We start from the raw sequence: 635 nt of genomic DNA, 5'->3' as shown, positions 1-635 counted from the left end.
CGCAATAAGCATCCGGGCCAGAAAAATAATTTGGATGCCTTATGTAAGCGTTATGGCGTAGATAATTCGCAGCGTGATTTGCATGGGGCATTGCTTGATGCCGAAATCTTAGCTGACGTCTATTTGTTAATGACAGGCGGTCAGGAGGCTTTGAGTTTCGCAGCGGCAAATGAGCAAAAGCAGCAAGGCGGTAGCGAAGGTATTCGCCGTTTGTCAGCAGCTAGATCACCTTTGCCGGTAATCCTGGCGGCACAAGATGAATTGGATGTGCACCATAAAAAATTAGAAAAGTTGCAAAAGGCCAGTGGTGCCTGTGTGTGGCTGCAAGCCGGTGACTGATTTTTTTTCATTGCTTGCCGATGAGCAGGATTTTGTTGTCGTCAATAAGGCCCCGAACGTTAATTTTCATACTGAATCTGGCGAGTTGGGCATCGTTGAGCTGGTGCGGGAATATATGGGCACTAACCTATGGCCTGTGCATCGGCTAGATAAAATGACCTCGGGTTTGTTATTGCTCGCCAAATCGGCTCAGGCTGCGTCGTCGTTTGGCCAGCTATTTGAGCAGCGCGCTATTGAAAAATATTATCTGGCTATCTGCGCCGGAAAGCCGAAAAAAAAACAAGGTTTAGTGAAGG

The 635-nt window shown here is 47.6% G+C and carries 2 protein-coding genes; both read left to right on the top strand.

What is annotated here, in order from left to right; all coding sequences use genetic code 11:
* Positions 1-339 (top strand): 3'-5' exonuclease family protein (locus tag ACFQEU_RS17340; protein WP_465261186.1); only part of this gene is annotated, 339 nt, incomplete at its 5' end.
* Positions 332-635 (top strand): pseudouridine synthase (locus tag ACFQEU_RS17335; protein WP_379784176.1); only part of this gene is annotated, 304 nt, incomplete at its 3' end. The genes ACFQEU_RS17340 and ACFQEU_RS17335, both read left to right, overlap by 8 nt.

Origin of the sequence: Halorubrum tibetense, from assembly GCF_042661865.1 — an archaeon.
Classification (GTDB): domain Archaea; phylum Halobacteriota; class Halobacteria; order Halobacteriales; family Haloferacaceae; genus Halorubrum; species Halorubrum tibetense.
The sequence above is the reverse complement of the archived record's forward strand: the minus strand, read 5'-3'. Positions and strand labels throughout refer to the sequence as shown.